Source organism: Streptomyces flaveus, assembly GCF_014647675.1.
GTDB lineage: Bacteria > Actinomycetota > Actinomycetes > Streptomycetales > Streptomycetaceae > Streptomyces > Streptomyces flaveus.
The window spans coordinates 13,110-37,046 of the sequence record NZ_BMPQ01000048.1 but is presented as its reverse complement, the minus strand read 5'-3'; the positions used below and the strand labels follow the sequence as shown (position 1 = coordinate 37,046).

Here is a 23,937-nt window from a genome sequence, read left to right as displayed (position 1 = left end):
TCAAAAACCAAGGGAGCTCGTGATGACGACAACTCGGCCGGTGGCGCTCGTGACAGGTGCCACATCGGGGATCGGCAAGGAGACGGCCAGCGCCCTGGCCGCGGCGGGTTTCGAGGTGATCGGCACCGGCCGCAAGACCTCCCAACTCACCCCGCCCGACGGGGTGACCTACCTCGATCTCGACGTGGCCAGTGATGACTCGGCCACCACCGCGGTCGCAGAGGTGGTCGACCGGTTCGGCCGCATCGACGTCCTGGTCAACAACGCCGGCATCGGCTCGGCGGGCGCCGTCGAGGAGAACTCCGTCGCCCAGGCCCAGCGCATCTTCAACATCAACGTCCTCGGTGTCATGCGTATGACGAAGGCCGTCCTGCCGCACATGCGCTCCCAGGGAGGTGGACGCGTCATCAACATCTCCTCCGTCCTCGGCATCGCCCCCCAGCCCTTCATGGCCCTCTACGTCGCCTCCAAGCACGCCATCGAGGGCTACTCCGAGTCGCTGGACCACGAGGTCCGCGAGCACGGCGTGAGGGTCCTCCTCGTCCAGCCCGCCTACACCAAGACCAGCTTCGACACCAACGCCGCGCAGCCCGACACCCCGCTGCCCCTGTACGCGGAGCGACGGCGCGACTTCGACGCGATGATCGAGCAGGCGATGAAGGACGGCGACGACCCCGCCGTCGTCGCCAAAACGATCGTCACCGCGGCCACCGACAAGAAGCCGAAGCTGCGCTACACCGCCGGCCCGCTGGCCTCACGCGTCAGCGCGGCCCGCCGCCTCGTCCCCGCCGGAACATTCGACAAGCAGATCCGCAAGACCAGCCACCTGCCCGGCTGACATCCCGGTCCGGCTTCAAAAGCGCCGGTTCCGCCCGGATGTCTCCGACCTCTCTGATGTCGCCGAAAGTCCATTGATCAGTCACTCGTTGAATTTGCCAAGGAGAGTCATGCAGCAACGCCAGCAAACGGCCCGGCGCAGTGCATCGAGCGCGAGACGTTTTCTGAAGAGGAACGTCTCCATCGCGCTGGCGGTCACCGCGTCCGCGGCCGTCCTGGGGTCGGCGCCGTCCGCGTCCGCGGGAACGGGACACTCGGGGTCCTCGGGGTACTCGTATCGCGGATCCGTTGTCACCGACGTACGGACCGAGGCGACGTTCGACTACGCCGCCGGCGAGATCCCCGAGAACATCACCGCCAACCCCGACGGTTCGGTGACCCTGTCGATGCTCGGCAGTTGCGCGGTGTGCGAGCGCACCCATGGGCCGCAGCTGATGCGTATCTCCGCGTCCGGAGAGCGCACCGTGCTCGTCACCGGGCAGGTGGGTGAGGCGATCAGCGGCAACACCCGTGGCAGTGACGGCACCGTCTACTACGCGTTGTGGGCCCCGGGCAACGCGGCCAGGAACGGCGTGTACGCGTTGCGTGGGGACGGCAGCCCTGAGCGCATCGCCGCTCTGCCCGCCGACTCGGGCCCCAACGGGCTGGCCATCGATGCGGCCGGACGCACCCTCTACATCGCGGACAGCCTGAAGGGCACCATCTGGTCCGTTCCCGTCTCGGGCGGATCGGCGACCCCGTGGCTGACCGATGCCGCTCTCGCGCCGGTGCCGACCGAAGCCCTGCCGATCGGTGCCAACGGGCTCAGGTTCCACAACGGTGCCCTGTGGGTCAGCAACTTCAACAAGGGAACACTGCTGCGGGTACCGGTCACCGGCACCGGCGCGGCTGGTCCCATCCGCCCTGTCGCGGAGGGCCTGCCCAACATCGACGATTTCAGCTTCCTGACCTCCCGCTCCGACGTGGTGTTCGTGGCGCAGAACGGCTCCTCCTCGCAGAACGGTCCGGACAGGGTCGTGGTGGTCTACCCGAACGGCACCTACAAGCCCGTCCTGACCAGCGAGGACGGTCTCGCCTCACCCTCGGCGACCGCGGTTCGCGGCAACAGGCTGTACATCACCAACGGCGGCGTCCCCGAGCCCCACGACCCGAAACTGCAGGCCGGAAGGATCAACTTCACGGCGCTCCTTGCCCACGCGGCACACTGACCCGACCTGACCTGATCAGGGCGGCAGCCGGGGCACACGCCCCGGCTGCCGCGATGGAGGAACGCATCGTGCGGTACGCGGCTGGCCTACTCCGCCCTTCCGTCGGCGGCTCTCCGCCAAGCTTTCGGCGCGGGGCCGGCTCCTCGCTTGCCGCCCTGTATTCCCGGACCGATCGACGGTCCCCTTCTCCCTCCGGAGTTCTCCGTGTTCATCGCCTATGTCGTCCTCGCTGTCGCGGTGTCCCTGCTGCTGGTCTTCTCCGCCGTTCCCGACATCACCCGCGATCCGAAGATCACAGAAGGGCTCAAGGCGCTCGGGGTGCCCGACAGCTGGTTCTTGCCGCTCGGCCTGGTCAAGATCGCGGGTGCTCTGGGGCTGCTCGTCGGTATCGCCTACCGACCGTTGGGCATCGCGGCGGCGATCGGTGTCGTCCTGTACTTCCTGGGCGCCGTGATCACGCACCTCCGTGGAGGCGACAAGAAGGGGGTCGGTATCCCGGCCGTCATCATGCTCGTTGCCGTGGCTCCGCTGGTGCTGGGCTTCGCGACGGTCTGATCGTGCTCCACGATCGCGATCGGACCAGCTCCACGAGCACACGGCGCAGCCACTGCCGGGCACTTGCCTCCAGCGTCCGGGCTGGAGGCAAGTCGCTCCGGGACGGCTGGCGCCGGCAGTGTCCGGGAGACCCACGCCGGCCGCCCGGACAGTCTCGGACTTGCGGGCGGCTACGGCGCGCAGTCCGGGGCGGGGCGCCAGCAGTGCCGATCAGGTGGGCGACCAGTTCTCCTGGCGCGGCACGTACCTGGTGCTCGCTGGGATCCTCTCCGTCATCCATCAGCCCGCGCTCATCGCCAACGGCGAGAGCGACAGGATGGTGCCGACGCCGATCGTGGCATCGAAGGCTGAGTATCTAAAAATAAACCCAAGCGGCTACTATCGCTCCCATGGATGCGTGGACCGAAGTTCTTGAAGACACCGGCATGGACCCCCGACTCGACCGGGACACGTCCAACTGCTCGATCGCGCGGACCCTTGAGATCGTGGGTGAGAAGTGGACGATCCTGATCCTGCGTGAGGTGTGGTACGGCTCATCCCGGTTCGGTGACTTCGAACGTGTCCTCGGCTGTCCTCGCAACCTCCTCGCGGCGCGGCTCCGGATGCTGGTGGAGGAAGGGATCCTGGCGACCGAGACGTACAAGGAGCCCGGTTCGCGGAGTCGGCCGAAGTACGTGATCACGCCCAAGGGCGTGGATCTGGTGCCGGCCGTGATGGGGCTGCTGCAGTGGGGTGACCGTTACCGCGCCGACCCGGAGGGGCCGGCGGTGCTGACGCGACACCGTGAGTGCGGCGCGCACGTCGACGTCGAGATTCGCTGCGAGCGAGGCCACCCGGTGCAGGCGGAGGACATCGAGAGCGTCCCCGGCCCGGCGTTTCGTATGAGGTCGCCCGAGTGAGCTGAGGACTCCTCCGTCAGCTTTCCGTAACCCGATGCTGCCGGGCGATCGTCAGGCGTCGAAAACGCGGGCCTGGTAGCGGCGCCAGGCGGGGCGGGCGGTGAGGCGCAGCAGCAGACGGATCGGCGCAGGCGCCTTGGCGAGTTGCTGCGCGATGATCTCCGGGGCACCGACCTCCATGAAGAGGCCGAAGATCATGGGGGCCTTGGACGGCGGCAGGCTCTTGAGGTTGCGTTCGGCGACCGCGTCCCACTCGGGCTGGGTGACGGTGCGTGCGGCGACCGGCAGGAGATGCTTCTCCTCGTCATGCAGGTGCTCCTCCAGCAGGACGAGGAGGTGCTCGACGCGGTCGGCCAGCCGGCTGCGGGCCGCGCTGGTGGGGTTGGCTCGCCAGTGCGGGATCAGGGCGGTGACCTCGTCGAGCATCCCGTGCACCGCCTCGTGCTGGGACTGCATCAGGTGCACCAGGGGAGCCAGTTTCTCGGGCACACGCTGCAGCAGCATGGGCCACAGCAACGCGTCCTCGCCCTCGTGATGGTGGACGAGCAGGCCGAGCATCAACTCCAGGTGGTCGGCGAGCACGCCGGCCCGTTTACGGTCACCGTCGTTGACCGCTCTCACCAGTGACGCGCTGGAGCGCAGGGCGCGGCGGAACGCGTCATGTGCCATGACCATGTCGCGAACGTCGGTCAGGCCGGGGCCGTGCAGGGCATCGCCAGGCGTGGCGTTCGTAGTCATCAGTCGTCTCCTTTGCGGCCGGCCTCGCCGAGTCGGGGCTGGTCCGGGGATGGAAGCCGGTGGTCCTCGGTGCGGAGGACCACCGACGGTGACGAGGGTTCTTATGTTCAGGCGCCGAGGTGCTTACGGAGCCACTGGCCCATCTGCTGGATCGCCTGGTCCACCTCGGGTACGCGTCCGGCGCCCAGGACGAAGGAGTGCTGGCCCTCGGGCATCGGGTGGACCTCGGAGGTGACCTTGAAGTCCGCGAGGCGGCGGCCGAGCTGGGCGCCGTCGTCGGCGAGGGTCTCGTACTCGCCGTAGTGGACGGTCGTGGGCGGCAGGCCGGTCAGGTCGGCGTTCACGAGGCTGATCTGCGGGTCGGCGAAGTCCACCGCGGGGTCCTGCAGCCAGGCTCCGCGGAAGAGCTCGAGGGTGTTCCGGCTGAGCATCTTGTCGTTGTCTTCGTTCGCGTCCACCGACGGGTTCTGGATGGTGAGGTCGGTCCACGGTGAGACGCTGACGATCGCGCCCGGGGTGGCCTCGCCCTTGGCGAGGAGGCGCAGCGGCAGCATCACCGCGAGGGATCCGCCGATCGAGTGGCCCGTGCTGCCGATGTTCCGCGGCTCGTAGCCCTGGGAGAGCAGCCACCGGTAGGCCGTCTCGGTGTCGTCGAGCTGGGCGGGGTAGGGGTGCTCGGGTGCCAGGCGGAAGTCCACGACGAGGGAGCGGGCGCCGGCCGCCTTGGCGATGTGGCCGGCGGCCTTGCGGTCGGAGTGCATGGAGGCGGTGACCGATCCGCCGAAGTGGAAGTGGAGCAGTGCCTTGTCGGGGTCGGCGCCCTCGGGGATGGCCCATAGGGCGGGGACGCCGTCCGCGTCGACCTCGGCGTAGGTGACGCCTTCCGGCTCGGTCGACGCCTTGTGGTGCGAGTCGGCGATGTCGCGGACGATGGCCAGGTCGAGGCCGGGTGTGACCAACTTCGCGTTCGTGCTCGCGAGGAACTCCACGAACTGCTGTGCTTCTGGACTGATTCCCATGGTGATATTCCTTTTCAGGGCATGCTGCGCCCGCTTGTCGCGCGCAGTCAGGTCGATGTGTATGGGGAGGGCGGCGTCAGCCAGGCATCCAGTTGAGTTTGCGGGTGCACTGGTCGCGCACGACGCTACGAGTCGGAGCGCTGGAAGCGCATCCGTCACCGCATCCGTCATGGGATTGCCGAACGTGGTTGAACAACGGAGCGGATCGGTACGCTCCCGGAGCCGCAGGCCAAGGCTCTGAACGGGGCGCTCGGGATGAGCGGTGACGTGGCGGACCGGTTTCTGATCGGTGTGGCGGTACTGACGCTTGTCGGCGAGCTGGCCGACAAGCGGCCGGTGCTGGTCATCGCCGACGACGCTCAGTGGCTGGACGAGCCGACCTCGCGGACGGCGTTGTTGGCGCCGGAGGCGATGTGACTCAGGAGAGCTGCGGGTAGAGCACGGAGACGCCTCCGGCCAGTGCGGCCTGCGCCTGGCGGGAGGCGTCGTCCGCGACGATCTCGTAGGCGCCGGCGGCGATGCCGTCCACGGCGATCCGCGCGATGTCGGCGGGATCGGACTTGGCCGCGTCGACGGCTCGGACCATGTCGGTGTCCATGTAGCCGACGTGCAGGCCGGCCACGCGGATGCCCTGGTCGGCGAGTTGCAGGCGCAGGGCGTTGGTGAGCGACCACTCGGCGGACTTGGCGGCGCAGTAGGCGCCGAAGTCCGGGAAGCTGACCCAGGACAGGCCGGACAGGACGTTCAGGATCGCCCCGCCGCCGTTGGCCGCGATCTGGGGTGCGAAGGCGCGGGCCACCGAGAGGGTGCCGAAGAAGTGGGTGTCCATCTCCAGGCGGATGTCGTCCAGGCCGGCGGCCAGCAGGTCCGCGCCGGTGGAGGACCCCGCGTTGTTGACCAGGATGGTCACGTCGCCGGTGGCCTTGGCGGCGGCCGCGACGGAGGCGGGGTCGGTGATGTCGAGCGCGATCGGCCTGACGCCCGGCAAGTCCACCTGGTCGGGGTTGCGGGCGCCGGCGTAGACGGTGGCGCCGCGGCTGAGCAGCTCGGCGGCGAGGGCCCGGCCGAAGCCACGGTTGGCTCCGGTGACAAGGGCGGTGCTGGTGGAGAGGTCCATGGAGGGCTCCTGGTGAAGTAGGTTTATTGAAGTATGACCGTAATCTTAAGCGGTAGGAGTCGGTGAGCGCAAGCGGTCTGCGGAGAGGGTGCGTCCTGTCCCTGGTGCGTCGGCCGTACCCACGACCAATGCGAAAGGGGTCTGCCGTGCGCACGGCAGACCCCTTTGGCGGTCCATCGGAGAGGCGCTCCTGCCCCGGGGCGGCAACACCGTCGACGCCGCAGTCGCCGACGGCGAGAGGGCGCCGGCGTGCCGTGCTCGACGGCGAGCGAGAAGTCGGAGTTGGTGCGGACCGGGCCGTCGGCAGCAGGATCCGCAGCTCAGGCCACGGGCACTGCGGGCTGGGTGACGAGGGAGACGTTACCGCCCTGGACGGCGTCTCGGGCGCCGGTGGTCGCCTCGTGGGGCACTCCGAGGGGGATTGCGCTGACGTCCGACAGGCGCGCGAACTGCTTCGGGGTGAGCTGGACGTCCAGGGCGCCCAGGTAGTCGTCGAGCTGGGTGAGGTTGCGCGGGCCGATGATCGGCACGAACGAGGTCGACGCCTGGGCGGCACGCTCACGCAGCCAGGCCACCGACACCTGGGCGGGCGTCGCGCCGGTCTCCTCGGCGATGGCCAGGACGGTGTCGACGACGGCGGTCTTCTGGTCGGTGCTCTCGGTGTGCACGAGCGTCTTGAGATCGCTCAGCCGCCCCTCGGCGCTGCGGCGGTACTTGCCGGTGAGCAGCCCACCGCCGAGCGGGGACCACAGGGCGGCGCCGAGGCCCAGGCTCTCGGCCATCGGCAGCAGTTCGCGGTCGGGGGTCCTCTCGACGAGGCTGTACTCGATCTGGATGCCGGCGACGGGTGCCCAGTTCTTCAGGTCGGCGAGGGTGGCGGCGCGGGAGACGCGCCATGCGGGGAAGTTGGACAGGGCGGCGTGGAGGATCTTGCCGGAGCCGACCAGGTCGTCAAGTCCGCGCAGAATCTCCTCCATGGGTGTGAGGTCGTCGGGGAAGTGGACCCAGTACAGGTCGATGTAGTCGGTGCCGAGGCGCTTCAGGCTCGCCTCCAGCGAAGTGACCATGTTCTTGCGGCTGTTGCCCGTCCTGGAGATGCCGGGCCGCGGAGTGGCTCCGTTGGTGAACTTGGTGGCCAGGACGAAGTGGTCCCGGTCGGCGGCGACGAACTTCCCCACCAGTTCTTCGGACTCGCCGAACTGGTAGCCGTCCGCGGTATCGAGAAACGTACCGCCGGCCTCGGCGAACCTGTCGAACATCCGGCGAGCCTCGTCCGGCTCGGCACCGGCACCCCAGCCGGTGCCGAAGTTCCCCGTGCCGAGTGCGTACTCGGAGACGCGCAGTCCGGTCCGTCGTCCGAAGGTCGTGTAACGCATCAGGTCTCCTTGGTGCTATTTCGCATCGACGGTCGGGGTGGGCGGCGGCCTGTCAGGCGCCGGTCCGGACGTTGGCCCGGCCGGGGCGTGAAGGGGGCACCGAGTGCGCCCTGGACGGGTGCGGCGCCGGCGGAACCGCCCATCCGCGTACAGCGCGATGCGGGGCGTGGTTAAGTAAGACGATCGGTCTACTTAAGGCTTCACCGTAGCTGGCTCACAGGCTTATGTAAAACGATCGGTATGCTTAAGGGTGTGACCGAATCTCACCCCGTACGTCGGCGTCGTGGGCGTGGCGCCCGGGAACGGATCCTCAAAGCGGCGACCCAGCTGTTCACGGCGCAGGGGGTCAACGCGACCGGGATGGACCAGCTGTCGACCGTCGCCGAAGTATCGAAACGCACCCTCTATACGCACTTCCCGAGCAAGGACGAGCTCGTCGGGGCATACCTGCAGTCCCTGGTGGACGCTCTCCTGCCCGTCCCCCCGTCGCCCGACCGGCCGACACCGAGCCCACGTGAGCAGCTCCTCGCCGTCTTCGACTGGAAGCGGCCGGAAACCACCGCTCCGTTCCGGGGATGCCCGTTCCTGAACGTCAGCGCCGAGGTGCCCGACCCCGGACATTCCGCCCACCAACTGGCCGCGGCGTACAAGAGGGAGTTCGCCCGCCGCCTCACAGACATCGCACGGCAGGCCGGCGTCGCCGACCCGGAAACCCTCGGTGAGCAACTGGCACTGCTCTTCGACGGCGCGGCCGCACGCGGTACCGCACTCAACAGCAGCCACACCGCCGCGTGCGCGCGATCCATCGCGGAGTCGTTGGTCGATGCCGCCCTCGCCGGCGTCTCCGTGATGAGGCCGGTGACGTCTTCTCAACGTCACTGACCGGCCCGTTCCTCCCAGGGCTCGGCGGACGAGCCGGCTAACGCGCCACGCGGTAGCGGAGGTAGACGATTCTCGAGCTGAAGGTGCGGGTCTCGACGAGTTCGAGATCCACCCGGCGCTCGTGCTGGGGGAAGAACGGGATGCCACCGCCGACCAGCACCGGGTAGACCCTGGCCCGGTACTCGTCGATCAGACCCGACGCGGCCGCCTCGGCGGCGAGCGTCGCGCCGCCGATTTGGCCATGTCCGCTGTTTGCGGGCCGTCGTAGACGTCGGCGGTGTCGAAGACCTGTCCGCGGTCACCAGTGTCCGTACATATGTCGGTGCTGTGGAACGTGCGCGACTATACGGAGTGCGATGGCGCGAGATGCCACTCGGATGTGAGTGGTTGGTGTGCTGCAGTGTTCACATGCAGTCCAGGATGCGTACGGCCAGGGCCGATACGGACCGGAAGGCAGCTGGGGAGGAACGGGACGAGTATGACTGCTGGGCAGATATGGCGTATTGCCCTTTCGATGATTTCTGGTGCGGCGGTCGGCATCTGTGTGTACGCGATCAGCCGTACGGGAGGCACCTATCTGTTCGCCGTGACCGGAGGGCTCGCCGGGGCGCTCGTGGCCGTCGGTCTCGATGTCTATCGGCGCGCGGCACGTTTGACTGAAGTCCGCGTCACTGTGCCGCAGTTGAGCGAACTGACCTTCGTTGTGAACAACGACGCGCGACAGGTCGCCTGGCAGCTCTTCATCGAGTCGGTGACACGAGTGTCCGTTCAGCGGCTCCAGGATGACGAAGGGCTGCTCAGGGAAACCATGACGTCGCTGTACGGGCTGTTCGCGACCACTCGCGAGACGTTGAAGGTCAGCCGTCCCTCGACGCACGTGAGGGCCGGTCTCACCGTGGAGGCACTGGCGGTGAACTTCCTCAACGCGGAACTTCGTCCTTTCCTCTCGAAATGGCACCCTCGTCTGCGTGCCTTCGAAGAGGACCATCCCGGTCGATCCGAGTCGGAGTGGTCTCAGGCCTCCGAATGCCGTGCGGATCTGCGAGAAGTACAGGACCACTCCCAGCAGTACGTGTTGGCGTTCGCCCGTCTGGCCGGTGTCCGGGACGCAGAGGCCATGCTCGGTGCAACAGCAGCAAGCCGGCTCAGCGCTGACGGCGCACATCTGCTGCCCCGAGCCCGGGAGGAGTAGGTGGCAGGGCCAGGACGGGGATGCCGTACCGTACGGCCATGGAGCAGCGAGGGCCGTGGACATGCCATAGCGAGGAGCGCTTGCTCTCCACCCCCCACTTTGGAGTGAGGCGTGATGTGGTGACACGCCCCGACGGCGGGCAAGGCCCCTACGACTGGGTCGAAACGCCGGATCAGGTGCGAATCGCGGCGCTCGTCGACGGCCGTCTGCTCGTGGTCGAGCAGTACCACTACCTCGTGGGACCCCTGTGGCAACTGCCCGGCGGCACAGTCGATCCGGACGACGAAAATCCGCAGGCGGCCGCTCGCCGGGAGCTGGCCGAGGAGACCGGTTACCTGGGCGGCGTTTGGACCAGCCAGGGAGACCTCTTTCCGCTGCCCGGCACGACCTCCGCGCGGGTCCACCTGTGGCGCGCCGAGCACCTGACCCCCGGCCCGGCAGCCCCTGAACCGGCCGAAGCGGACCTGCGCGTACATCATGTGCCTCTGGCCGACGCTGCCCGGGAGGCTCTTCACGGCCGCTTGCGGTGCGCGCCCAGCGCCGCCCTGGTCCTGGCGGTGGCCGCCTCCCACCTACAGAGTTGAGCTGGCCTCAGGCGTGTGAGCCGAGCGGGCCCGCCGGCATGGCGGAAGGAACTCCCCGCCGTAGGCGGGCAAACCGCAGGCGCCTGCGGCGAACGTGGAACGGCCGGTCCGGGGTTGCCGCCGGTCATCCGCGCGAGACGGTCGGCGAGGGCGCGGCCGACCTCGCCGTCCACCCCCAGATCCGCTGCCACCTGCTTGTTCATCACGCCCTCGGCGCACCGCAGCACGATCTTCGCCCGCAGGGCGAGGTACTGGGCGGTCCTCGCCCGCCGCGCCCAGCGCACCAGCTGGGCCCGCTCGCCGTCGGTCAACACCAGCTCAGCCTTCGGCCGGCCGATGGGTCCCTCGTCCTCAAGCCCCGCCGGCCGCTGCGCGGCGAACTTGCCGCGCCACTTGCGTACCGTCTTCACGCCGGCACCAACCGCCTGCGCAACACCCTCATTCGATATCCCGTCAGCGCATGCCAGGATGATCCGGGCCCGCTCAGCCGCGCGCCGGTCCGGTAACTCCGCCCGGCGCACAAGCTCGACACGCTCGTCCTCGGAGAGAACGATCTCCACAGCAGCAGGGCCTCGACGCGCCATGAAAAGAAGGTGCCAATCAACCCTCAGAATTTCTGGCGCATCACACTGGGAGGACGATCGGGGCCCGCCGCCCGGGCGTCAGGCGTGGGCACCGAGTTGCTCGGCCGCGTGGGCCACGGCCGGGGCCAGGTCGAGCAGGCGGCACTCCGCATCGCCGACGCGCCCCCGGGCCACCGCCCCGGTGGCCTCGTAGACCCGGCCCAGTTCCACGAACGGCGACGCGTCGAGGACGATGTCGCTGTAGTGGTACCAGGCCCGCCGGCCCTGCTCGTCGGCGACCACGCACGCGTACGGCAGCCGCGGCCGCCCGGGAACCCGGTACTCCGCGAGATGGAAGGCCGTGCACACGTCGTACCCCACGCCCAGCAGCAGCACCCGCGCACCGAGCCGCTCCAGCCGGGCCAGCGGCGACCGATCCCCCAGGTGACAGTCGGGCGCGTGTTCCTCGGTGACATACCGGGCCTGGGACCCCAGAGCCGCGAAGGAGCTCTGCGGATGGGCGCTGCGCAGCGCACCGGGCCGGATCCGCACCGTCTCCGGCAGGACCCCCACGCCGAAACTGGGAGTACGTGACGGGTCGAACGCGGGCAGCCGGGCCCGCAGCCCGGCCCAGTGTTCCTCCGGCACGGCGTACCCGCGGGTGAGGTGCCAGCGGGCCGGATCGGAGTTGTCCGGTGTCTGTGTGTACGCCACCAGCGTGCCGGCCGGGCCGAGCACGTCCCGCAGCGCGTCCACGACCGTCTCCGCGCCGCCCGTCACCGGTCCCAGCGCTCGCAGTGAGGCATGCACCAGGACGGTGTCCCCCGCCCGCAGCCCGAGGGCCCGCAGGTCGGCGGCGAGAGCGCCCTTGGTCCGCGGTTTCCCGGAGCCGCCGGACGCGACCGGCGGGCGGCGCACGGCATCCCGCATCTCCGTCACGAACCGCACACCCGCGGGCAGCAGTTCCCCGCTGTCCAGCAGCGTTCCCGCGGCGTCGGCGGTATGCCCGCGCCAGGTGGCGTACTCGCGCCGGGCGCGCTTCCCGCCGACGGCGAGTTCGGCCCGCCAGAAGTCGGTCACGCCGAGATGTGCGTACGCCCCCTGCAACAGCGCCCCGGCCGGCCGTGGGTCCGGACGCCAGGGGGCGTGGTGGCGCACGCCGGTCGGCGGGCCGTGCAGAGGCAACAGGTCCAGCAGGGCACCGAGTTGGACGTGCAGGAACTCGTGTACGAGGGTCAGCGCCAGGAGGGAAGGATCGTCCTGGAGCGAGGCTGCGACGGCGCCGTAGGCCCGCCGGGCCGTCGAGCTGACCGAGGCCCCGTCGGATCCGGGCCGCAGCGGCACCAGCGTGGTCAGGCAGGCCGCCATCGCGCGGACATGCCAGGGGTGCCGCTGCACGAGCACCTCCCAGGCTGCGGACAGGGCCTTCTCCCAGTGGCGGGTCCGCTCCCCGGTGAGCGGCCCGTCGAGGGTGTGCCCATGAGCGTCGCGGAAGGGCCCGCTGTCAGCGAGCCGCAGCTGCAGGACCTGTCCGCCGTACTCCGCCCGCACCACCGGCCAGTCTCCCCCGGGCGAACCGGCCAAGAGCCGCTCCCACCAGGTGAGCCACTCCGTCTCGATCTCCTCGCCGCGCTCCAGCACCACCAGGGCCCGTGCCAGCCCCTCGTCCAGGTAGGGGTGGAGCATGACGGCCCGCCAGGCCTTGGGGTCCCGGCGACTGAGGTCGAGCAGCTGGGGGTACACAGCGTCGAGCCCTGCACCGGCCGGTTCCCGGCGCACCGCCGCCTGGTGCAGCGCCCGCACCAGCAGCTTCCGCTTGCTGAGCTGACCGGAGCGCAGCAGCGTCACGGCCTCGGTGCCACCGCGGGCGCGCGCCAGCGCCGCGAAGGTGTGGGGTGGGATGAAGTACCGTCCGGCGTCGGGCACTTGTTCACGTCCCGTGCCCGCTCTCGCCCCGCCGCTCACCGGGCCGCTTCCCGCCGTGGCACGACCAGTTCGGCGACGTCCCGCCGCAGCCGCCCGGCGATGTGGTCCACGAGCAGCGCGAGATCGGCGCAGTAGACCGACGGTGCCGAGAAGACGGGACCGGCCAAGGGGGCGTACCGGTGGGCGTACAGACCCCCTCCGCAGACGCGGGCGCGCGGACAGGAACGGCACACCGGGCCGAGCCCGGCCAGCCCCCGCTGACGGGCCTGGAAGGCAGGGTGTGCGGCGGCGTCGGCGAAGGTGTTGTGGAACACGTCGAGCCCGGTCGCCGGGGCTCCCGGATAGGAGACCTTGAGCGAGTCCGCCTGGTCGATCGCCCCGTCGGTCTCGACGACGACCAGGTCGACCGGGGTCAGCCCGACGGCTTCGCTGCGTGAGGTGCCACCCAGCAGGAGCGTCATGATCTCCTCGAAGAGCCGGATGCCGGTCTCCCGGCGGGGAGCGTCGTACCAGCGGTCGAAGACGGCACGCAGCCAGTCGCCGTACGGGGCGGACCGGGCCGGCGCGGCCAGGACCGGTGGCGCGGCCGGGGGAGAAGTGCGGTCCTCCAGGCCGGGTGGCGGGGTGCCCCAGGTGCCGTGCGGCAGCAGCAGATCGAGCCGGGGCGGGGCGAACGCGAGCAGGGCTTCGTACGTGTCCACGGGATCGGCGTCCGTGTCCACCACGCACAACAGCCCCGCGAACAGCCGCCGGTACGGTCCCTTCGTAAGCAACCGCAGCGAGCGCGCGACAGCGGCGTGACTGCCGCGCCCGTCCGGCCGCCGCCGATGGCGGTCGTGGACGGCTGCCGGTCCGTCCAGGCTGATGCCGAGCCGGACCCCGTACCGGTCGAGCACGGGCAGCAGGGCCGGGTCCTCGGCCAGCCGTACCCCGTTGGTCTGCAAGGTCACACGCAGTTCGGCGACCGGTGCCAGGCAGTCGGCGAGCACATGCAGCGTGGCGTCCAGATGCTCCGCGCCGACCAGGAGGGGCTCACCGCCGTGCAGCACGACGTGCACCGTCGCCAACTCGTGCTGCCGGGCGTGTTCGGTGATCAGCCGGGCCGTGCGACGGACGGTTTCCAGCTCCATACGGCGTGGTCGCTCGCGCCAGCTCTGGTCGGCGGCCTCGTACATGTAGCAGTAGGCGCAGGCCAGATCACAGCGACTGTGGATCTTCAGCAGGAACTGGCGGAAGGGCAGCGTCGCGTGAGGCGGCTGCTCTCGCGGACCGTACGGCTCGTAAGGCGTGGACCGGGTGGCGTGCATGGGCCTCGATCGCTCGGGTGCGACGGTGGTGAAGCGGCATCGTACAACCCGCCAATTATCTGCCAAATGCCCTGACGGGGACGGCGGACGGTCAGGTGGTCGGCGGCTCGATGTCGGAGTCGAGCCGCTGCCCCGACCGCACCGCCTTGGTGGTGGGATGGTCCTCCCCGAGGGTTCTCACGGCGTTCTGCCACGCCTCCTCGACCAGCCGGTCGGCCTCCTCGGCCCGGCCCGCGGCACGGAGGCTGAGCGAGAGGTTGGAGGTGACGCCGATGGTGTCGTAGTGCTCCGGGCCCAGCACCTCCGTCAGCTGCTCGAGCACCAACCGCTCCTGCGCGACGGCGTTCTCCAGGTCGCCGGCCACGACGAGCTCGTTGGCGTGGTTGATCGTGCAGGCGAGCGTGTAGAGATGGGTTTCCCCCAAGACCTCGCGGAGCCCCGTCAGCGCCTGGTCCACCAGCTCGTGCGCCTCAGCCGTTCGGCCCAGCAGACGCAGATAGACCGACACGTTGTTGACGCAGGCCAGCGTGACCGGATGCATCTCACCCAGGTAGTCGCGGTAGCGGTTCATCACGCGCTCGGCGAGTTCCAGGGCCTGAGCCGGTTCGCCGAGCGCCGCCAGGTCACTGGCCAGGTTGGAGGCGGCGGCAAGGGTGTCCTGGTGGTCCGGGCCCTGGTCCGAGACGTACCGGCTGCGAATGTCCTCGTCGATCTCCCTGGCCCGCTCGTACTCTCCGTTCCTGCGCAGTGCCACCGCCAGGTTCTTGCGGACGCGCAGGGTTTCGATGTGGCTCTCGCCGAGCGTCTCCTGGTAGCGCGGCACCGTGCTCTCCAGCAACTCCAGGGCTTCCCGCAGCCGCCCGGTCTCTCGCAGGTCACGGGCGTAGTTGCTGGCCGAGGACAGCGCGTTGAGACTGTTCGCACCGTGCGTCTCGCTCTGCTGCTGCCAGGCGCGGCGGTGCAGGTCCAGGGCCGCACGGCGGTTCCCTGCCAGATACTCGGACAGAGCCAGGTTGTTCAGATACATCAGGGTGCGCTTGTGGTCGTCGCCCAGCGTGCGCTGCGCCGCCCGCAGCGTCTGCCGGTCCAGCTCCCGCGCCTCCAGGTAACGGCCCAGCTCACGCATGTCGGCGGCCACATTGCCGGCCGCGGCAAGAGTGTGGGCGTACTCGTCCCCCTTGCTGCGCCGCAGCCGCTCGTACGTGTCGAGATCGGACTCGTACGCCTCCCGCAGCCGGCCCAGGGAACGCAGGACGTTGCCGAGCTGGATGCGCAGGATGAGTGTCTGGGCGTCCTGGGCGCCGTCCGCGTGGCCGATGCCCAGGGCCTCCCAGCGCTGCAGTGTGTCCTGGGCCAGATCGTGCGCGGCGCCGTGCAGACTCCGCTTCCACAGGTAGCGGACCGAGTCGGTGATCCACGCCCGCACCTGGGAATCGGGGTTCCTGACGGCACGGGACGGCGCCAGGTGCGGCAGCAGTTGGTCGTAGCGTTTCCAGCCGGACGTCTCGTCCGGGTCACCCGGCTTGGCGTCGGCCAGCGCCGCGTGCACCACGCCGCGCAGCCTCGCCTGGCGTGGCTCGGGCACCTGGTCGCGGATGACCGCCTGCACCAGCCGGTGGACGGTGAGCGTCTCGCTGCCCTGGTCGCTCTTGGCCAGCCCGAACCTGTTGATGGCACGCACCACCTGTGCGATGGCCATCTCGTCGCGCGGTTCGCCCTCCTGGAGCGTCAGCGCCTGGGTGACGGCCCTGCTGTAGAGCAGCCTCAGGGGAATGGGATCGGGGCCGAAGAAGGAACAGATCTCCAGCATCTCGGCCGCCGCCAGGTTCACTTGGCGCAGTTCGTCCAGCGCGAGGCGCCAGGTCGCCACGGCCGAGTGCGGGTAGTCCCGGTCGGGCAGCCGTGTGTCGCGCAGGACCTCGGTGAGCCGCTCGCCGAGCAGGCTGAGGTAGGTCGCCACCGGCATGCTGCTCTCGCTCAGCCAGACGGCGGCCTGGCCCACGGCCAGCGGCAGGTCGCCCAGTTCCTCGGCGACCTTCTCGGCGTCACCCTCCGCCAGGCTGGGGTTGAGCCGGCGCAACAGTTCCACGCTCTCGTGGCGCTGGAACACCTCGACATCGACCAGGCTCGCGTTGTTCACCCAGGCCCGGTCACGTGACGTCAGCAGCACATGCCCGCCGGACGGCCCGGCGGGAATGAGCTCCGCCAGCTCCTCCGGGCGCCCGGCGTTGTCGTAGACCAGCAGCCAGCGACCGTATGGCTCTCCGCGCCGCAGCGCCCGCAGCACCGCATCGGCCGTACCGGACACGTCCTCGCCCCGCTCCAGCCCCAGGTCGGGGGCCAGCTCGGCGAGTGCCGAGCGGATCAGGCCGGGCTGCGCCGCGGTCACCCACCAGACCGCGTCATAGGCGGACTTGAAGCGATGCGCGTACTCCTGGGCGACCTGTGTCTTGCCCATCCCGCCCAGCCCGTAGAGCACCTGGGGCCTGGCGGTGGGCCCCGTGGTGAAACCGTCGCGGAGCCGGTCCAGGAGTGCCCCGCGGCCGGTGAAGGAGACGTTGCGCGACGGGACGCGCTGCACGGTCGGCGAGTCGTCGGGGTAGGGGGGCGTGGCCGTGCCCAGGGCCGGAGTATCACCATCCGCCGGCCGTCGGCCCGAAGGTGAACCGACGGTCTGCAACAGGTGTATGGCGGCCTCGCCGGGCGATCTGCGGGTGAGGTCGAGGCTGGACCAGTCGCCGAACGGCCCGTCCGAGGCGGCCTCCGTCTCCCGCACGCGCACCAGCAGCAGGGCCGGCCCGCCACCCACCTCGACGCCGCCCAGTCGGGTCACGATGTTCAGGGCCCGCGGCTGCACCATGTATTCGGGGGACAGCAGGGCGAGCAGTCGTCCACGCCGCTCCAGTACGGACGTCGCCTCCGGCGGCGCACCGGAAGCGGGTTCGGCGGCGCTGTGCAGGGACGCCTGGTAGCCGGCCGTCTCCAGATGCGCGGCGGCCCATTCGGCCCACATACGGTCGATCGGCGCGTAGCTGATGTACAGCCGGGGCGGCACGGCACGCGGATCGCGGAGGTACTCCGCCACCAACTGCTTGCGTTCCTCGGCCGGTTGCGGTTCCAGGGCCCGCACCTCTTCGTCGGTGATCCACGCTGTGAGCCGTTCGAAGGCCGTCAGCAGCGAACCCTTCTGGAGCAACCGGTCCTTCACGGTCGCCGGTATCTCCGCGTAGGCGTAGTACGGCTTGTAAGGGATCTCCACCTCGCCCCAGTACCGGGCGTGATGTTCCTCTCCCAGCCAGGACAGGAACGGCGCGAAGCCGGCGCGTGCGGAGTCGCGCCCCTGGTCCAGCAGTTCCTGCTCGGCATCCTCGACCCGCATGGGCACCGGCAGGACACGGATCAGGCGCGGCGCGGAAGTGGCCACCGAGTTCGCGGCCGCGATACCGCCCTCGATGCTCTGGTGGTTCAGCACGAAGCCGTCCACCACGATGTCGGGCAGCAGGATGGTGCAGATACCGGAGATGTCGCTGACCCCGGTACGGCTGTCGATGAGCACGTAGTCGTACGCCTCCGCCATCCGCCGGCGCAGCACCTGGAGAAAGGAACCGCCGCCCAGGCGCTCGTAGAAGGCGTGCCAGTTGAAACTGGTGACGGCGGCCGAGTAGGCGGCGGACTGGCGTCCGGCCGGAAGAAAGTCGAGCCGTCCTCCGGGCGGCAGGCTCAGCCTGAGACCGGTGGTGTAGGGACCGAGGTCGGCACAGGCACGCAGCTCCTCCTCGCCCATCACGGCGGGCGCCGCGCCCGACTCGCCGGGCGGCTGCTCCGGACGGCCCGAGCCCATGACCCGCCCGACGTAGGCCTGCACCATGTTGATCAGGCCGTCCGTGGACCGCAGTTCGGAGTCGACGACGAGGAGCGGCCGGAGGTAGCGGTGCATACCCGGAGCTTCGAGGTCCCAGTCGACCAGCAGCACCCGCAGCCCTTTGCTGGCCAGGATCCAGCCGACGTTGACCAGCGCCATCGTCCGTCCCGTTCCACCCTTGTACGAGTAGAAGGTGACGATCTTGCCCTCGCGTTGTGGCCCGGTGTCAGCCGTCATCGTCCGATCCTTCGCTGGAGGGACTGCCGGGCGGGTCGGCCGGTCCGTCGCGGCCCGTCGGAGGCTGCGCCGGAACGGCCAGGCTCGGCAACGGCGGTGCGGCCGGCCCCGCGGGCAGGAGAACGGGTTCGGCCGTCTCCGCCAGCCGGTTCTGTGCCACGACGACCATCACCGCCAACTGGTCGTCGAAGTGCCGCTTGTCGACCTGGACCCTGAAGAGCGGGTCCCAAGCGTCGTTTCGACGCATCCAGTTGCGCTGGAAGACCTGGCTGAGGTCGTGCCACAGCGTGTCGGCGTGAGATTCCTCGTCCGTGTCGTGGCGCGGCACGAGCACACCCGTGACCGGGTGGTTCTGCCTGTCGAAGGCGGAGAGCGCGGCCCGGTACGGCTCCCCGCGCGCGGCCCACGCGTCGACCAGAAGCACACTGGTCTCGCGGTTGCGTACCCCTTCGTCGAGCTTGCTGACGAGGTCGTGGCCGACTTCGTCGAAGTGTGTGATGCACCGCGAGTCGCCGATCACCTGCTGGGCGCGCAGCGCCGCAGTCGGGTGGATGGGCGGATGGTACGGCGTCCAGTCGTAGGGGGAACGCCCGTAATACTGGTGGTCCCGGCGGCCCGCGGGTGGCGCGGAGGCGGTCCCGGCCGCGACGAACACCCGGACGCGCCCCGTGGTGCGCTCGGGGGGGTCGCCCACCTCGTATCCCTGGAAGGCACTGCGTACGGTTTTCAGATCGGGCCTGACCGGGGGCAGCCTGTAGCGCTCGGCTGCCCGCCGCACCCCGTCGGCGACCGCCGACACCACCGCGCGATAGGTCGCACCTGCCGGGTCGGTGCGCATGATGTGCATCAGTCCCCGCTCCGCGTACTCCTCCCGCATCTTCGGGTCCATCCCCCGATCGGTGTACTGGTACCGGCTCATCTCAGGGGGCAGCGCGCCGCGTATGGGAAGCCACCGCACCGGTATCAGCGCGGGCGCGTCGGCGTCGGTCTCGATGCGGTACCGCCTCAGCCGGTCCTGGAAGACCGCCCATTCCTTGCCGCAGTAGGCGCTGTTCACATAGCCCGGCGAACACAGTGCCACCAGGGAACGGCAGCTCCCGACCGCGTCGCCGATCGCCTTCTCCCAGTCCGCGCCGAGTCGGATCCGCGCCGAGTCGCGAAAGGACAGCTGGCCTTCGCAGGCCGCTCCCCTGTCCCGGAGTTCGGTCAGCAGATCCGCGTAGAACTGTTCCACAAAGGCGTCTTCACGGTCGTCCCGCCGGGCATAGCTGAAAAAGAAATAGAACTCCTGCTCCCAGGGCACCCCCACCACCCCCGTATCCGGCCGCCGCCGCCGTGCACCCGCCGGGACGTCCCCACGCCTGGAATACGTACGCGGCGCTTTCATACCCACGCCGTTCGGAGCTCAGACATCGTCCCGGAAACTCGGCCGTCCCGGGGCCGCGGAATCCTATAGGCTCGATCCGCCGCCGATGACCGGGCGGCACCCGGGGACCACGCGTGCACGGGCACGCACGGCAGAGAAGGGCACCGTACGTGCAGAAGGACGCGAGCGGTTCCGAGTTCGTCTCGGTCCTGGTGGATGTCGCGGATCTACCCATGGAACTCCTGGACGATCTGCCGGACACCGTCCTGGTCGAGCAGCTGCGCCGTGTGGTCGGCGAGGCCCTGAACCCGACGAATGAGGCCTTCGCCGCGTTCCAGTCGGCCCTGTCCGACTAAGGCAACAGAGCCCTCGCCGGAAACCGGCCGAGGCCCCGCCGTACTCGGAGCGTGTCGGCGTTCAGTTCCTGCTGCAGATGGCGCGTGGTATCCGCCGGGCCTACGTCACGTACACGCCGACCTCCCGTTCGCCCGCAAACGGGAACAGCTCAGCGCTTGATGCCCCAAGGCATGACGAAGCCGTACCTCCGCACGTACACCGACAAAAGCACGGCGCGGACTGCGGCGACGACCGTGGTCAGGGCGATGTTCCGGCGGCGGACGCGCGGGTCCAGTGTGCGCTGGGCGGCCTCGGTGACCTTGCGCTTGGTCCAGCGGAGCACCCGCTGCGCCCAGGTGAACTCGGTGGCCCAGAGCGCCAGATGAACTCCGGCGCCCTGGAGCCCAGCGGCTTCTCGTCGGCCTCGTCTGCGTTCGGCACGTGGATCAGCCCTTTGATGGATGCCGCAGCTGTCACTTGATGCCGGTGTCGGCCGGGCGTCTCACGATGAGCCCGGAGACGTTGCGGGCGGTACTGCACCTCACCCACATCAACACCACCGTGCCGCCCGGCGCCACCGGAACGGTGCCGCCCGAAGGCCCTGTACAACGCCGCGGAACGTCAGGACGCCGGCACGCGCGTGAACCGCCCCACCACCCGCAAGTCCGCCTCGATCGCGTCCACCGTCGTACGCAGCTGAGGCAGCACCTCCGCGACGCACTGCTCCGGCGTGCGTCGTGAGCTGTGCATGGCGACGTTCACCGCCGCCACCACCTTGCCCGTGCGGTCGCGGACCGGGACCGCGACGGAGCGCAGGCCCTCCTCCAGTTCCTCGTCGACCAGGGCGTAGCCGTCCTCTCGTACGCGGTCCAGTACAGCCGTCAGCGAGGAGGGGTCCGTGAGCGTGCGCGGGGTCAGGGCGGGCACGGTGGGCGTGGGGCGTTCGGCGGGGGACAGGTCCGCGAGCATGACGCGGCCCAGGGACGTCGCGTACGCGGGCAGACGTGTGCCGATCGTGATGTTGGCGCTCATGATGCGGCTGGTGGCGACGCGCGCCGTGTACTGGATCTCGTCGCCCGCCAGGACCGCCAGGGACGCCGAGTCGTGGAGCCGGCCCGCCAGTCCGGCCAGGTGCGGTGCCGCGATCTGCGGGAGCGTCGTGCGGGACAGCGGCGGAAAACCGAGGCCCAGGACACGGGGCGTCAGCGCGTACGTCCGGCCGTGCGAGGTGACGTACCCCAAGTGCTCCAGGGTGATCAGTGCCCGGCGAGCCGTCGCGCGCGCGAGCCCCGTGGCCCGCGCGACCTCCGTGAGCGTCAGCTCGGCCCGCCCCTCGCCGAACGACGTCAGCACGGTCAGCCCGCGCGCCAGCGACTCGACGAACTCCCGGCCCAGCTCCTGCTTCGACGCCCCCGTCCAGACCGCGAGGCCCGACGGAGCGGCCGGAGAAACGGCGGGAGGAACGGCCGGGGCCGCCCGCAGATCCCGTTCCATGGACCGCACCGTCTCCCGCAGCCGAGGCAGCAGTGTCGCTCGCAGCGAGTCCGCGGTGTGCCGGCTGGTGTGACTCACCACGCTCACCACACACGCGATACGCCCACCGCCCTGACCATGCACGCCGCGCACGGGCATGGAGAGGGCGACCAGACCCGGCTCGATCAACTGGTCGTCGAGGGCCCAACCCCGCGTACGCGCCTCGGCCACCCGCCGCTCGAAGTCCTCATCCCCCAGGGGGTGTTCACCGGCATCCACCTCGCGAGGCCTCTCCGGCCAGGCCGCCGGACCCGCTTGTCTTCCCGGGGGCGCGAGGGCCGCCCCCCGGGAAGACACAGCGCGCGGCGGCAACGCCGGAAAACCCCGGTCCTCGGGATCCGCCGCCCGCCGCTCGCGCCACCGCGCCCAGTCCTCGGGAGCCCACTCCGTGGCGAACAGCGGGCCCGGCGCGGTGCGTTCGGCCGGCAGCAGATCGCCGATCCGGAAGCTCAGCGACATCGCGCGCCGCCGGGTCGCCTGGTGGATGAACCGGATCCCGTCCCGGTCGGCGACCGCCAGCGACACCGACTCGTCCAGCTCGTCCGCCAGCGCGTCGGCCCGCGCGTCCAGCAGCCGGGGCAGCCGCAGCGCGGCCAGATACGCGTTGCCCAGCTCCATCAGCCGCGGCGCGAGCACGGTGTCCCGACCGTCGAGGCGTACGTACCCCATGCGCTCCAGCGTCGCCGCGATCCGGTCGACGGTGGACCTGGCAAGGCCCGTGGACCGCTCCAGGCCACTGAGACTCGACGTCCCGCCCGCCTCGGTGAGCCGGCGCAGCACGGCGATCCCGCGCATCAGCGGGGCGACGGCTTCCGCGGGCACGGGCTCGGCGGCGTCGGGGCTGCCGGGCGCCGGCGTGAGGTCTGTCGATGGCATGGGTTCTCGGGTTCTCCGTGACGGTGTCCGGACCACCGTAACCACCGCCGACCACCCGCCCCCATCCCAACCGGAGCCGCACCACCTCCCCGCCGCGCGCCGTACACCCGTCACCGGCGCGTGACGCGCACTCGCTGATTCCCGTCCCCGTCCATCTCCCCGACCCGGATCCGGATCCCCGCCCGCACGTCCTTGAACTGCCGCCCCGGCCCGAATGCCGCGTCCGACAACTCGGCATGCACGTTCGGGCTGCGCGTGCACCCTCCGCTGTCCTTGGTGGAGTCGACCACGTGGATGGGGCCGCGCCCGGTGTCGACGTCCGCGTTCACCTTGTAGACGAGTACGCCCGGCTTGCAGACCTCCTCGTCATTGCCCCCGGGGGTACGGAACTCGACCGCGTACCCCCGCTTCGCGTCGACCGGCACGAAGACCAGCTTGGCGCCGCCGCGTTCCGGCAGCGGGGTCAGGACGTGCTCGGTCGTGCCGGGCGCGGCCACGCAGGCGACCTGGTCGTTGTCGAGCCAGCCGAGCTTCCACTTGTGCCAGCCCAGCAGATCGTTACCGGCCCCCCAGTCCTCGCTCATGATGTCCCAGTGCCCGACCGCGCCGCCCCCGTCCTGGGTGTAGAGGTCGGGCAGGCCGAAGACATGGCTGTTCTCGTGGGGGAGTACGCGATAGCCGGTCTTGGCGTACGAGCCGGAGCCGTCGTCCTGGCGGCTGTAGATGAAGGACGCGTTGGCGAGGGGCGTGCCGTCGGCGACCGGCGCCTCCGCGTTGCCCGAGAAGGTCACCGACAGGACGGTGTCCAAGGCGGAGGGGCCCGCGTTCGGGGTGACCAGGACGTTCAGGAGGTCGTACGCCTTGAAGTCCACCTTCGGGTCGGCCACGGCCACGAGATCCTCGACCAGCCCCCGGTACGCGGGATCGAAGGGGGCGCCGCGTTCCAGCCCGTACTCCTTGAAGGGCTTGGGCATCCGCAGCCAGCGGCCGACGGGGGCCTCGGGGCGATAGACGAGACGGCCGTACGAACTGGTGCGGAACCAGCGGGTGGTCTGCGGGAAGAACTCCCGGTAGCGGTCGAGCGCGCTGCCCCGGCCGGGCGCGTCGGAGAAGTCGACCATGAGGTTCAGGGCCCGGACGGTGCCGGTGGAGCGGGCGTAGCCGGGCGGGGTCGGGATGCCCTCCGACAGCTGTACGTCCACCGAGCCGCTGATCATGCAGGGGCCGAGCGCCGCCGGGCGTGCCGTCGTTCTCGGTCCCGCCGCCGTCGCCGAACCGGCCGGCAGCCGTCCGTTTCCCGCCGAGGTGCTGACCACCAGCGTCAGCAGCGTCACCGAGGCGAGGGCGACGCCGCGGCTGCGCGGGCGTATCCGACGGCTGGTGGGCTGCATGCAGGGGGCCTTTCGCTCCAGGCAGCCGGCCGTGTCTGGCTGCACCCTGTCCGATCACCCTGTGTCGCCCGCTGAGGGGGCGCGCGCTGGAGGAGACCGATCGTGGGAGGCCGTCCGGAGAGGCGCGGTGGGC

At 70.1% G+C, this 23,937-nt stretch carries 20 protein-coding genes and 2 pseudogenes; 9 read left to right on the top strand and 13 right to left on the bottom strand.

What is annotated here, in order from left to right:
- Positions 1–22 precede the first annotated feature (22 nt).
- From IEZ21_RS43895 to IEZ21_RS43880, 4 genes are all read left to right on the top strand, one after another.
- Positions 23–838, top strand: a complete 816-nt coding sequence (locus IEZ21_RS43895) for an oxidoreductase (protein ID WP_189327399.1) — start codon at positions 23–25, stop codon at positions 836–838.
- 109 nt (positions 839–947) lie between these two features.
- Entirely contained in the window at positions 948–2,045 is a 1,098-nt protein-coding gene (locus tag IEZ21_RS43890) for an SMP-30/gluconolactonase/LRE family protein (RefSeq protein WP_246568829.1), read from the top strand.
- A 204-nt stretch (positions 2,046–2,249) separates the two neighbouring features.
- A complete protein-coding gene (locus IEZ21_RS43885) occupies positions 2,250–2,600 on the top strand; it encodes a DoxX family protein (protein WP_189327398.1) in 351 nt (116 codons plus the stop codon).
- Positions 2,601–3,025: 425 nt separating this feature from the next.
- Positions 3,026–3,499: a winged helix-turn-helix transcriptional regulator gene (locus IEZ21_RS43880; protein ID WP_189327410.1), complete on the top strand. Its 474-nt coding sequence runs from the start codon at positions 3,026–3,028 to the stop codon at positions 3,497–3,499.
- A 51-nt stretch (positions 3,500–3,550) separates the two neighbouring features.
- Here IEZ21_RS43880 and IEZ21_RS43875 read toward each other — a convergent pair whose 3' ends face one another.
- A complete protein-coding gene (locus tag IEZ21_RS43875) occupies positions 3,551–4,237 on the bottom strand; it encodes a hemerythrin domain-containing protein (protein ID WP_189327397.1) in 687 nt (228 codons plus the stop codon).
- Between the two features lie 107 nt (positions 4,238–4,344).
- Positions 4,345–5,256, bottom strand: a complete 912-nt coding sequence (locus IEZ21_RS43870; protein ID WP_189327396.1) for an alpha/beta hydrolase — start codon at positions 5,254–5,256, stop codon at positions 4,345–4,347.
- A 255-nt stretch (positions 5,257–5,511) separates the two neighbouring features.
- Between IEZ21_RS43870 and IEZ21_RS43865 the strand changes: the two genes are divergently transcribed.
- On the top strand, positions 5,512–5,673 hold the full coding sequence (locus IEZ21_RS43865; protein ID WP_189327395.1) for a hypothetical protein: 162 nt from the start codon (positions 5,512–5,514) through the stop codon (positions 5,671–5,673).
- A gap of 1 nt (position 5,674) precedes the next feature.
- Here the strand turns inward: IEZ21_RS43865 and IEZ21_RS43860 are convergent, their stop codons facing one another.
- Complete coding sequence (locus IEZ21_RS43860; protein ID WP_189327394.1) at positions 5,675–6,373, bottom strand: SDR family oxidoreductase; 699 nt, start codon at positions 6,371–6,373, stop codon at positions 5,675–5,677.
- A gap of 320 nt (positions 6,374–6,693) precedes the next feature.
- Positions 6,694–7,749 carry an aldo/keto reductase gene (locus tag IEZ21_RS43855; protein WP_189327393.1) on the bottom strand — a complete coding sequence of 352 codons (1,056 nt, stop codon included), beginning with the start codon at positions 7,747–7,749 and terminating at the stop codon, positions 6,694–6,696.
- A gap of 252 nt (positions 7,750–8,001) precedes the next feature.
- On the opposite strand from IEZ21_RS43855, the gene IEZ21_RS43850 reads away from it, so the two are divergent.
- Positions 8,002–8,631: a TetR/AcrR family transcriptional regulator gene (locus IEZ21_RS43850; RefSeq protein WP_246568825.1), complete on the top strand. Its 630-nt coding sequence runs from the start codon at positions 8,002–8,004 to the stop codon at positions 8,629–8,631.
- A gap of 37 nt (positions 8,632–8,668) precedes the next feature.
- Here IEZ21_RS43850 and IEZ21_RS43845 read toward each other — a convergent pair.
- Positions 8,669–8,872 (bottom strand): annotated as a pseudogene (locus tag IEZ21_RS43845) (dihydrofolate reductase family protein); the annotation flags it as partial.
- A 273-nt stretch (positions 8,873–9,145) separates the two neighbouring features.
- Here IEZ21_RS43845 and IEZ21_RS43840 point away from each other — a divergent pair.
- The gene (locus tag IEZ21_RS43840; protein WP_189327391.1) at positions 9,146–9,823 is read left to right on the top strand and encodes a hypothetical protein; all 678 of its coding nucleotides are present in this window, start codon (positions 9,146–9,148) and stop codon (positions 9,821–9,823) included.
- Positions 9,824–9,843: 20 nt separating this feature from the next.
- Positions 9,844–10,407 (top strand): NUDIX domain-containing protein, encoded by a 564-nt coding sequence (locus tag IEZ21_RS43835; RefSeq protein WP_506004894.1) that lies wholly within the window; start codon positions 9,844–9,846, stop codon positions 10,405–10,407.
- Here the strand turns inward: IEZ21_RS43835 and IEZ21_RS48720 are convergent.
- The 5 genes from IEZ21_RS48720 to fsxC form a co-directional block, all read right to left on the bottom strand.
- Positions 10,335–10,991 (bottom strand): helix-turn-helix domain-containing protein, encoded by a 657-nt coding sequence (locus tag IEZ21_RS48720; RefSeq protein WP_308429716.1) that lies wholly within the window; start codon positions 10,989–10,991, stop codon positions 10,335–10,337. The genes IEZ21_RS43835 and IEZ21_RS48720 overlap by 73 nt on opposite strands.
- Positions 10,992–11,069: 78 nt before the next feature.
- Positions 11,070–12,896, bottom strand: coding sequence for an AAC(3) family N-acetyltransferase (locus IEZ21_RS48715; RefSeq protein ID WP_189327389.1), 1,827 nt, complete (start codon positions 12,894–12,896; stop codon positions 11,070–11,072).
- Positions 12,897–12,931: 35 nt separating this feature from the next.
- Complete coding sequence (locus tag IEZ21_RS43820) at positions 12,932–14,203, bottom strand: FxsB family cyclophane-forming radical SAM/SPASM peptide maturase (RefSeq protein ID WP_189327388.1); 1,272 nt, start codon at positions 14,201–14,203, stop codon at positions 12,932–12,934.
- Between the two features lie 91 nt (positions 14,204–14,294).
- Positions 14,295–18,302 (bottom strand): FxSxx-COOH system tetratricopeptide repeat protein, encoded by a 4,008-nt coding sequence (gene fxsT / locus IEZ21_RS43815; protein WP_189327387.1) that lies wholly within the window; start codon positions 18,300–18,302, stop codon positions 14,295–14,297.
- Positions 18,292–19,605, bottom strand: a complete 1,314-nt coding sequence (fsxC, locus tag IEZ21_RS43810) for an FxsC protein (RefSeq protein WP_189327386.1) — start codon at positions 19,603–19,605, stop codon at positions 18,292–18,294. The genes fxsT and fsxC overlap by 11 nt, the downstream gene beginning before the upstream one ends.
- A 233-nt stretch (positions 19,606–19,838) precedes the next feature.
- Between fsxC and fxsA the strand changes: the two genes are divergently transcribed.
- Complete coding sequence (gene fxsA / locus IEZ21_RS43805; protein WP_189327385.1) at positions 19,839–20,024, top strand: FxSxx-COOH cyclophane-containing RiPP peptide; 186 nt, start codon at positions 19,839–19,841, stop codon at positions 20,022–20,024.
- A gap of 149 nt (positions 20,025–20,173) precedes the next feature.
- Here fxsA and IEZ21_RS43800 read toward each other — a convergent pair.
- The 3 genes and pseudogenes from IEZ21_RS43800 to IEZ21_RS43790 all read right to left on the bottom strand — a co-directional run.
- Positions 20,174–20,386, bottom strand: a pseudogene (locus IEZ21_RS43800) (PGPGW domain-containing protein); the annotation flags it as partial.
- 239 nt (positions 20,387–20,625) lie between these two features.
- Complete coding sequence (locus IEZ21_RS43795) at positions 20,626–22,413, bottom strand: IclR family transcriptional regulator domain-containing protein (protein ID WP_246568822.1); 1,788 nt, start codon at positions 22,411–22,413, stop codon at positions 20,626–20,628.
- A gap of 110 nt (positions 22,414–22,523) precedes the next feature.
- A complete protein-coding gene (locus IEZ21_RS43790) occupies positions 22,524–23,804 on the bottom strand; it encodes a M6 family metalloprotease domain-containing protein (RefSeq protein WP_189327384.1) in 1,281 nt (426 codons plus the stop codon).
- Positions 23,805–23,937 lie beyond the last annotated feature (133 nt).

What these genes read in the sequence shown, in the direction of transcription:
- IEZ21_RS43895 (WP_189327399.1), top strand. Translation starts at nt 23, where the DNA reads ATGACGACAACTCGGCCGGTGGCGCTCGTGACAGGTGCCACATCGGGG.
- IEZ21_RS43890 (WP_246568829.1), top strand. Translation starts at nt 948, where the DNA reads ATGCAGCAACGCCAGCAAACGGCCCGGCGCAGTGCATCGAGCGCGAGA.
- IEZ21_RS43880 (WP_189327410.1), top strand. Translation starts at nt 3,026, where the DNA reads ATGGACCCCCGACTCGACCGGGACACGTCCAACTGCTCGATCGCGCGG.
- IEZ21_RS43875 (WP_189327397.1), bottom strand. Translation starts at nt 4,237, where the DNA reads ATGACTACGAACGCCACGCCTGGCGATGCCCTGCACGGCCCCGGCCTG.
- IEZ21_RS43870 (WP_189327396.1), bottom strand. Translation starts at nt 5,256, where the DNA reads ATGGGAATCAGTCCAGAAGCACAGCAGTTCGTGGAGTTCCTCGCGAGC.
- IEZ21_RS43865 (WP_189327395.1), top strand. Translation starts at nt 5,512, where the DNA reads ATGAGCGGTGACGTGGCGGACCGGTTTCTGATCGGTGTGGCGGTACTG.
- IEZ21_RS43860 (WP_189327394.1), bottom strand. Translation starts at nt 6,373, where the DNA reads ATGGACCTCTCCACCAGCACCGCCCTTGTCACCGGAGCCAACCGTGGC.
- IEZ21_RS43855 (WP_189327393.1), bottom strand. Translation starts at nt 7,749, where the DNA reads ATGCGTTACACGACCTTCGGACGACGGACCGGACTGCGCGTCTCCGAG.
- IEZ21_RS43840 (WP_189327391.1), top strand. Translation starts at nt 9,146, where the DNA reads ATGATTTCTGGTGCGGCGGTCGGCATCTGTGTGTACGCGATCAGCCGT.
- IEZ21_RS43835 (WP_506004894.1), top strand. Translation starts at nt 9,844, where the DNA reads ATGCCGTACCGTACGGCCATGGAGCAGCGAGGGCCGTGGACATGCCAT.
- IEZ21_RS48720 (WP_308429716.1), bottom strand. Translation starts at nt 10,991, where the DNA reads ATGGCGCGTCGAGGCCCTGCTGCTGTGGAGATCGTTCTCTCCGAGGAC.
- IEZ21_RS43820 (WP_189327388.1), bottom strand. Translation starts at nt 14,203, where the DNA reads ATGCACGCCACCCGGTCCACGCCTTACGAGCCGTACGGTCCGCGAGAG.
- fxsT (WP_189327387.1), bottom strand. Translation starts at nt 18,302, where the DNA reads ATGACGGCTGACACCGGGCCACAACGCGAGGGCAAGATCGTCACCTTC.
- IEZ21_RS43795 (WP_246568822.1), bottom strand. Translation starts at nt 22,413, where the DNA reads ATGCCATCGACAGACCTCACGCCGGCGCCCGGCAGCCCCGACGCCGCC.
- IEZ21_RS43790 (WP_189327384.1), bottom strand. Translation starts at nt 23,804, where the DNA reads ATGCAGCCCACCAGCCGTCGGATACGCCCGCGCAGCCGCGGCGTCGCC.